An 8,027-nucleotide genomic window follows, 5' to 3' on the forward strand; every position below is an offset into this window, starting at 1 on the left:
GACGTGCCGTCACGGGCAGTTCTGTCGCGCTGTGCCGACGTGATGCGGCCCTCCTCCAGGAGGAGGCCCGCGCTGTACGGCCGGATCCAAGGGCGTCGTCCCAGGACCACCACTACCAACCATCAAGATTCTCAAGAGACTTCAGGTGAGCAAAGAATGAGGCCAGGACAGCAGAACAAGCGCGGCCGCGGGCGTAACAACAACAATAACAACAACAACAATGGCGGCGGCGGCAACAATCATAACCGGAAGGGGCAGAACCCGCTCACCCGGACCTATGACAGCTCCGGCCCCGATGTGAAGATTCGCGGTACCGCGCAACACATTGCCGAAAAATATGGCGCGCTCGCGCGCGATGCGCAGAGCGCCGGCGACCGGGTGATGGCGGAGAACTATCTCCAGCACGCCGAACATTACAACCGCATCATCGCCGCCGCCCAGGCGCAGCTGCAGGAGCGCTTCCAGCGCGACGATCGCGGCAGCTATGACGGTGCCGAGCTTGATGGCACGGATCGCGACGGCGACGACGATCAGGATCAGGGCTATGACGAAGTCGTCGTGCAGCCCCCGCGTCAGCAGCAGCCTCGCACGTTCCAGCCGCGCGAGCACCAGAACCGCGATCAGCCGCCGCGCGACAATCGCGAGCGACAGCCGCGCGAAGAGCGTGGCGACGCTCAGCCCCGCGACGCCCAAGCCAGGGACGCCCAGCCCAAGGACACGCTGCCGCGCGACCAGCAGCCGCGCGAGCATCAGCCGGCCGCTCCGGTCGCCGCCCGTGCACCGGAGCCTGTCGTTGATGGCACCGGCCCTCAGCCGGAAATCGAGGGCACTCCGGTCGAGGTCTCGATCGAAGAGGAAGCCTCCGGCTCCGCCGCTCGCGCGCCGAGCCGTCGTCGTGGTACGCCACGCCCCCGTCGCCCGCGCCGTTCGGAAGCGGCTGGTGAAGAAGGTGCAGCTGGCGACCAGCCGGAAACGCCGGCTCTCGCCGCGTCGGAATAAGTGACCCAAGGTCAGGATTGAGCAGAAGGGCGGCGGCAACGTCGCCCTTTTCGCATTGTGGACGTTGCCGGATCATGGTCATCTCTGCACGTGTCATCAGGGCGAGGGGAGAAGCCATGTCGGATCGCGAGCGGGCGTGGAAGGTCCTCGAGACCCGGCCGATCGTTGAGGATCGCTGGATGCGGCTGCGCGCCGATGTCTGCGAAACGCCCTCCGGCCAGCGCATCGCCCCGTATTACGTCCTCGACTATCCGGACTGGGTCGCCATCGTCGCCGTAACGCCGGAGGCGAAGCTCGTGCTGGTGCGGCAATATCGGCATGGGGCCGGCCGGGTCCTGCTCGAATGCGTAGCCGGCGCCATCGATCCCGAGGATCCGGACCCCGCCGCCGCGGCGGCCCGCGAGCTCAAGGAGGAGACCGGCTATTCCTGCGACAGGATGATTCCGCTGGGCGCGCTCTATGCCAATCCATCGATGCAGGCCAACCGCATGCATTCCTTCCTGGCTTTGAACGCCCGACCCGAGAGCGCGCAGCGGCTCGAAGCGGGCGAGGAGGGGCTGACGGTCGAGCGCCTGCCGATCCAGTCCGTTCTGGCCGGCCTCGGCGGGGGGCTGATTGGCCAGTCCATGCATGTGGCGGCCATCCTTCTTGCGCTTCCACATTTGACGGCGCTTGGTCTCGTGAGCCCAGGGGCAGGCGAAGAGGGTGCAAGCGAACCGGATTTCGCACGATGACGGATGGAGCCGCTGCACCGGAAAGGGATGCGCGGCCCGAGGTGCCGACCACAATTTATGGCGTTGACTTCACCTCCGCGCCGTCCCGCAGGAAACCGATCACCTGCGACGAATGCCGGCTGGACGTCACGCGGCTGCGATTTGTGGACTTGCACCTTTGGTCGGATTTCGACGCCTTCTCCGCCTTCCTTGCCTCGCCGGGCCCTTGGATCGCCGGTCTCGACTTTCCCTTTGGCCAGGCACGCAAATTCGTTGAGACGATCGGCTGGCCAAGTCACTGGGCAGGCTATGTCGGGCTCGTTTCGCGGATGACGCGGCGGGAGTTCTACGATGCGCTGACCGCCTATCGCCTGCCGCGCGCGACGGGCGACAAGGAACATCGCCGCAAGGTCGATGTCCTCACGCGTGCGATCAGCCCGCAAAAGCTGCATGGCGTACCGGTCGGGCTGATGTTTTATGAAGGCGCGCCGCGGCTTCTCGCCTCGGGTGTCATGATCCCGTTGCTGCAGGAGGGCGATCCGGGCCGGGTCGTCGTCGAGGCCTATCCCGGCGTCATGGCGCGCCGGCTCATCTCCAACCGGCCCTATAAATCGGACGATCGGGGCCGGCAGACAACGGAACGCCTGGCAGCTCGCCGTGAGATGCTGGGCCGGTTGAAGGCGGAGGATCCAAGCTTGCATGGACTAGAGATCGACGCGCCGGATGAGCTGGCGGACGCGCCGAGCGGCGATCCGCTCGACGCGCTGCTCTGTGCGGTGCAGGCCGCTTGGGCCTGGCAGAACCGGGCGAAAAACTTCGGCATTCCCACCTGTGCCGATCCTCTGGAGGGCTGGATCTCGGACCCGGGGCTGCTGGCGGAAGGGCCGTGAACGGGGCGGGGAGGGCGGCAGCTTTTTTTCCTCCGCATGCCTGCTTTAATTCCCGAAAATCTCCTCCCATATGTCATGCAAGCGCTTGCACGGCACCAGTTCGGCGCGAGCGAACACTGACAGGCTTGCCGCAATCGGGAGCCTGATCCCAACCACTGACGCGCGCCGCAAACGGGCGCGTCGGTCTGATGGAGGTCGAGAGAATGGATATCGAGAAATACTCCGAACGGGTCCGCGGGTTCCTGCAATCTGCCCAGACCTACGCGCTGTCCGAAGGACATCCGCAGTTCACGCCCGAGCATGTGCTGAAGGTGCTGCTGGACGACGACCAGGGCATGGCAGCCTCGCTGATCGAGCGGGCTGGCGGCCGTGCGCGTGATGCCAAGATCGCCAATGATGCCGCGCTCGCCAAGCTGCCGAAGGTTTCCGGCGGCAATGGCTCCCTGTCGCTTTCGCAGCCTCTCGCGCGCGTCTTCACCACGGCCGAGGACGCCGCCAAGAAGGCTGGCGACAGTTTCGTCACCGTCGAGCGCCTGTTGCTCGCGCTCGCCGTCGAAACCTCGGCCGCGACCGCGCAGATCCTCTCCAAGGCCGGTGTCACCGCCGCGCGCCTCAACCAGGCGATCAACGACATTCGCAAGGGCCGCACCGCCGACAGCGCCAATGCCGAAGCCGGCTTCGACGCGTTGAAGAAATATGCGCGCGACCTGACGGCGGATGCCCGAGACGGCAAGCTCGATCCGGTGATCGGCCGCGACGACGAGATCCGCCGCACGATCCAGGTCCTGTCCCGCCGCACCAAGAACAATCCCGTGCTGATCGGCGAACCCGGGGTCGGCAAGACCGCGATCGCCGAAGGTCTCGCGCTGCGCATCATCAATGGCGACGTGCCGGAAAGCCTGAAGGACAAGCGGCTGATGGCGCTCGACATGGGCGCGCTGATCGCCGGTGCCAAGTTCCGTGGCGAGTTCGAGGAACGGCTGAAGGCGGTCTTGAACGAGGTTCAGGCGGATGCGGGCGAAATCATCCTGTTCATCGACGAAATGCACACGCTGGTCGGCGCCGGCAAGGCGGAGGGCGCCATGGATGCGTCCAACCTCCTCAAGCCTGCTTTGGCGCGCGGCGAGCTGCATTGCGTCGGCGCGACCACGCTCGACGAATATCGCAAGCATGTCGAAAAGGATGCGGCTCTCGCCCGGCGCTTCCAGCCGGTTCTGGTTGACGAGCCGACGGTGGAGGACACGATCTCCATCCTGCGCGGCCTGAAAGAGAAGTACGAGCAGCACCACAAGGTGCGGATCTCGGACTCTGCCCTGGTCGCCGCCGCAACCCTGTCGAACCGCTACATCACCGACCGCTTCCTGCCGGACAAGGCGATCGACCTGATGGACGAAGCCGCCTCGCGGCTGCGCATGCAGGTGGACTCCAAGCCCGAGGAACTGGACGAGCTCGACCGGCGCATCATCCAGCTGAAGATCGAGCGGGAGGCCCTGAAGAAGGAGACCGACCGCGCCTCGAAGGACCGGCTGGAAAAGCTGGAACTCGACCTGGCCGGTCTCGAGGAGCAGGCGGATGCGCTGACGGCCCGCTGGCAGGCGGAGAAGTCGAAGCTCGGCCTGGCCGCCGATCTCAAGAAGCAGCTCGACGAAGCGCGCAACGAACTGGCGATTGCCCAGCGCAAGGGTGAGTTCCAGCGGGCCGGCGAACTGGCCTATGGCGTCATCCCGAACCTCGAAAAGGAGCTGGTGACGGCGGAAGCACAGGACGGCAATGCCGCCTCCATGGTTCAGGAGGTCGTGATCCCGGACAACATCGCCCATGTCGTCTCCCGCTGGACCGGTATCCCGGTCGACAAGATGCTGGAAGGGGAGCGCGACAAGCTGCTGCGCATGGAAGACGAACTCGCCAAGTGGGTCGTCGGGCAGGGCGATGCGGTTCAGGCCGTCTCGCGCGCCGTCCGCCGCTCGCGCGCCGGGCTGCAGGATCCGAACCGGCCGATCGGCTCGTTCATTTTCCTCGGTCCGACCGGCGTCGGCAAGACGGAGCTCACCAAGGCGCTCGCCCGCTTCCTCTTCGATGACGAGACCGCGCTCGTGCGCATGGATATGTCGGAATATATGGAGAAGCACTCCGTTGCCCGGCTGATCGGCGCACCTCCGGGCTATGTCGGCTATGAGGAAGGCGGGTCGCTGACGGAAGCCGTGCGGCGTAAGCCCTACCAGGTCGTGCTCTTCGACGAGATCGAGAAGGCGCATCCGGATGTGTTCAACGTGCTCCTGCAGGTGCTCGACGATGGCCGCCTGACCGATGGCCAGGGCCGCACCGTCGACTTCCGCAACACGATGATCATCATGACCTCGAACCTCGGCGCGGAGTACCTTACCGCTCTCGGCGAGGGTGAGGACACCGACAGCGTGCGCGAGCAGGTGATGGGTGTCGTCCGCTCGGCCTTCCGGCCGGAGTTCCTGAACCGGGTCGACGAGATCATCCTCTTCCACCGCCTGAAACGCGGCGAGATGGGCGCGATCGTCGATATCCAGCTGGAGCGGCTGCGCAAGCTGCTCGTCGATCGCAAGATCACGCTGGACCTCGATGCCGACGCCCGCCATTGGCTGGCCGAGCGTGGCTACGACCCGGTCTATGGGGCGCGGCCACTGAAGCGGACGATCCAGAAGTTCGTCCAGGATCCGCTGGCCGAAAAGATCCTGTCCGGCGACATTCCGGACGGGTCGGTGGTCAAGGTTCTGGAAGGCTCCGACCGGCTGAACTTCAAGCTGCAGGGTTCGAGTGAGGAGAAGGCGGCAGCCTGATCTCCAGAACTGACAAGCGAAAGGGCGGCCTTCACAGGAGGGCCGCCCTTTTTCGTGTCTTCTGTCCAGACGGTTCTATTGCGTGGCGGAGGCCACTTCGCCACCATTGTCCTTGGCCAGCAGCTCGTCGATCCGGTGGCGTTCGTCCTCGAACTGGGCCAGCGCCTTGCCATCCAACGACTTGCCGCCCGGCAGGCGGATGCGCAGCGGATCGACGCGATTGCCGTTGACGATCAGTTCGTAGTGGAGATGCGGCCCGGTGGAGAGGCCGGTCGTGCCGACCCACCCGATGACCTGGCCCTGGACCACACGCGCCCCCGGCTTCACGCCCTTGGCGATCGCGCTCTGGTGATTGTAGGAGGAGACATAGCCATTGGCATGGCGGATCAGCGTCTGGTTGCCATAGCCGCCGGAATCCCACCCCGCCTTCTCCACCGTGCCATTGCCGGCGGCGATGATCGGCGTTCCGCGCGGCGCGGCCCAGTCGACGCCGGTATGCATGCGCGAGAAGCCGAGGATCGGGTGGCGCCGCATGCCGAAACCGGAGCGGAAGGTGCCGTTCGGCACAGGGTTGCGCAGCAGGAACTGGCGGATGCTCTTGCCCTGCTCGTTGTAGTAATCGATCGAATTGTCGTCCGGGTCCTGGAAGCGATAGAAACGCGTCTCCGCATCGCCGAAGCGGGCATTGACGTAGAGAAGCTCGGAACTGTCGGTCGCTCGGCCGCTTTCGTCGGCGACCGAAAAGAAAGCCTCCAGCGAATCCGACGGCTTCAGTTGCGCCTGGAAATCGACATTGCTGGCGAGCAGCTTGATCAGTTGCGCCACCATACCCTGGCTCATCCCGTAGGAGAGAGCGGCGCGATAGACGCCATCATAGACGCGGGGAAGGTCGCGGCCGGCGGCAATGCTCGGTGACGCATCATCGTCGAAGGCGCTTGCCACCGCATCGAGCGGCGCCGGCGCCTCGCCATGGACGAAGGCCCCGTGGTCGTCGAGCGCCATGGTCAGAAGATGCTGGGCACCCTTGCCATAGACGCTGGCGCGGACCACCTTGGCTTCGCCGTTCTCGCCCTTCTGGATGATGCCGATCCGCACCACTTCGCCCTGGTGGAAGCTGTCGGTCTTCAGCTCGCGCTTGAGGACCTCGGCAATGTCTGCGGCCTGCGCCTTGCCATAGCCCGCCGCGACGAGGGCCGCCGCCATCTCCATGTCGCGCTGGATCGGGATCACGTCGTCGGCATATTCGGCGCTCTCGTCATCGATCGTCTCGAGCGGCGTCACCGACATGTTCTCCTCGACGATCCGCGCGGCCAGGCCCTGCATCAGGTCGAGCTCGCTGGCGTCGGAGGAGAAGCGGCGGGGATCGACATAGAAGAGCGAGGCGAGCTGCGTGTTGCCGTCGGTCAGCGCCGCGCCGTTCGAGCGGACATTTTCCTCCACCTCGTCGAGCGTCATGGAGGGGCCGAAAGCAAGGGTCGATCCTTTGAGCGGGAAATCGACCGTCTTTAATGCGACTTCGGATTCGACATCGGAGCCATAGATCGTCCCGGTCCGGCTCGGCGGCGGCGTCTCCGGCTTGTCGTCGCTGGAAAAGATCGCCAGCGGATCGAAGGCGGGATATTCCTCGGCCTGGTGATTGGCGGCGAGCGTCATCTTCACATGCGCGAAGGGCTGCCGACGCACGACCTCTTTTTCGCCGTCATGGATCATGGTCGAAACTTCGAGGATCGTGCGGTCCGAGGGCTTGGCGACGATGATCGGCGAGACGATCCGCCCGCCACGCTTGGTTGCGCCGGCATCCTCCGCCTGTGCCTGCGGGTCGAAGGCGGCATAGGCTTCTGCGGGGATCGCCAGCTGCTGGCGGCCGTCCAGTGCTGCAAACAGCGCAACGCCCATCAACAGGCTCGAGGTAATGCCGGTCAGAAAGGTGCCGGACAGCCAGCGAATGGAAATATCGCGCCGGTCCGGCGCGCGCCGCCCATCTGCAAGAAGCGGCGGCTCGTTGCCGAGCGACCGCATCATGGTCTTGTCTGTGATCATGCCAAACGACCAGGTCCCTGCTTTTCGCGGCGGTTTATCGTTCTAGCCCACGAAGATTGCGCGAAGATGTGCATCTTTCCCTCCGCAGTGTCAAACAATCCCCTGCCTCCGCCGTCCCAACCGACCGCTCCTGTGGACGAGAACGGACGGAAGGCGTCAACCCTGTCCTTTAGAAGGCGTGAATGTGAAGAACTCGTGGCAAGGACTGCCTGCGGGTCTGCAAATCGCATCGACGACAACAAGGCTGGGTAGGCTAGTCCTCTGATTGGCGTCGCACCACACGCATCGCTTCGCCCCATCGTCCTCAGGGCAGGGGGGAATGGCTCTCCGTGACGCCCAGTTCCTCCGGTCATCGATCCGAACCCCATCGGGATCATCGATGAAAAGACTGGAAAACCGGGACCCAGCGGTGCACCGTCAGAAAACTGTCATTTTTTTTGAAATTCCTGTTGACTTCAAAAGAAGGGTTCGCCTATAAACCGCTCACCAACGAGGGCGGCGGCGCTGCTGGCGACCGACGAACTCGCTCTGAAGTTTCTGACTTTTTGTGGCGGGTTTTGGGGTTCTAGGGTTTA

The 8,027-nt window shown here is 64.7% G+C and carries 5 protein-coding genes; 4 read left to right on the top strand and 1 reads right to left on the bottom strand.

Annotation, left to right across the window (positions count from 1 at the left end; genetic code table 11):
* Positions 1-156 precede the first annotated feature (156 nt).
* The 4 genes from ACLE20_RS08790 to clpB all read left to right on the top strand — a co-directional run bounded on the left by ACLE20_RS08790 (position 157) and on the right by clpB (position 5,412).
* Positions 157-999: a DUF4167 domain-containing protein gene (locus ACLE20_RS08790; RefSeq protein WP_410939880.1), complete on the top strand. Its 843-nt coding sequence runs from the start codon at positions 157-159 to the stop codon at positions 997-999.
* A gap of 116 nt (positions 1,000-1,115) precedes the next feature.
* Positions 1,116-1,733, top strand: a complete 618-nt coding sequence (locus ACLE20_RS08795) for an NUDIX hydrolase (RefSeq protein ID WP_410939881.1) — start codon at positions 1,116-1,118, stop codon at positions 1,731-1,733.
* A gap of 41 nt (positions 1,734-1,774) precedes the next feature.
* A complete protein-coding gene (locus tag ACLE20_RS08800; protein WP_410939882.1) occupies positions 1,775-2,602 on the top strand; it encodes a DUF429 domain-containing protein in 828 nt (275 codons plus the stop codon).
* Positions 2,603-2,805: 203 nt separating this feature from the next.
* Positions 2,806-5,412 (top strand): ATP-dependent chaperone ClpB, encoded by a 2,607-nt coding sequence (clpB, locus tag ACLE20_RS08805; protein WP_410939883.1) that lies wholly within the window; start codon positions 2,806-2,808, stop codon positions 5,410-5,412.
* Between the two features lie 75 nt (positions 5,413-5,487).
* Here clpB and ACLE20_RS08810 read toward each other — a convergent pair whose 3' ends face one another.
* Positions 5,488-7,452 carry a M23 family metallopeptidase gene (locus ACLE20_RS08810; protein ID WP_410939884.1) on the bottom strand — a complete coding sequence of 655 codons (1,965 nt, stop codon included), beginning with the start codon at positions 7,450-7,452 and terminating at the stop codon, positions 5,488-5,490.
* Between the last annotated feature and the right edge of the window lie 575 nt (positions 7,453-8,027).

The organism is Rhizobium sp. YIM 134829, assembly GCF_046546455.1.

Coding starts and splice junctions, on each gene's coding strand:
- ACLE20_RS08810 (WP_410939884.1), bottom strand. CDS start 7,452: ATGATCACAGACAAGACCATGATGCGGTCGCTCGGCAACGAGCCGCCG.
- clpB (WP_410939883.1), top strand. CDS start 2,806: ATGGATATCGAGAAATACTCCGAACGGGTCCGCGGGTTCCTGCAATCT.
- ACLE20_RS08790 (WP_410939880.1), top strand. CDS start 157: ATGAGGCCAGGACAGCAGAACAAGCGCGGCCGCGGGCGTAACAACAAC.
- ACLE20_RS08795 (WP_410939881.1), top strand. CDS start 1,116: ATGTCGGATCGCGAGCGGGCGTGGAAGGTCCTCGAGACCCGGCCGATC.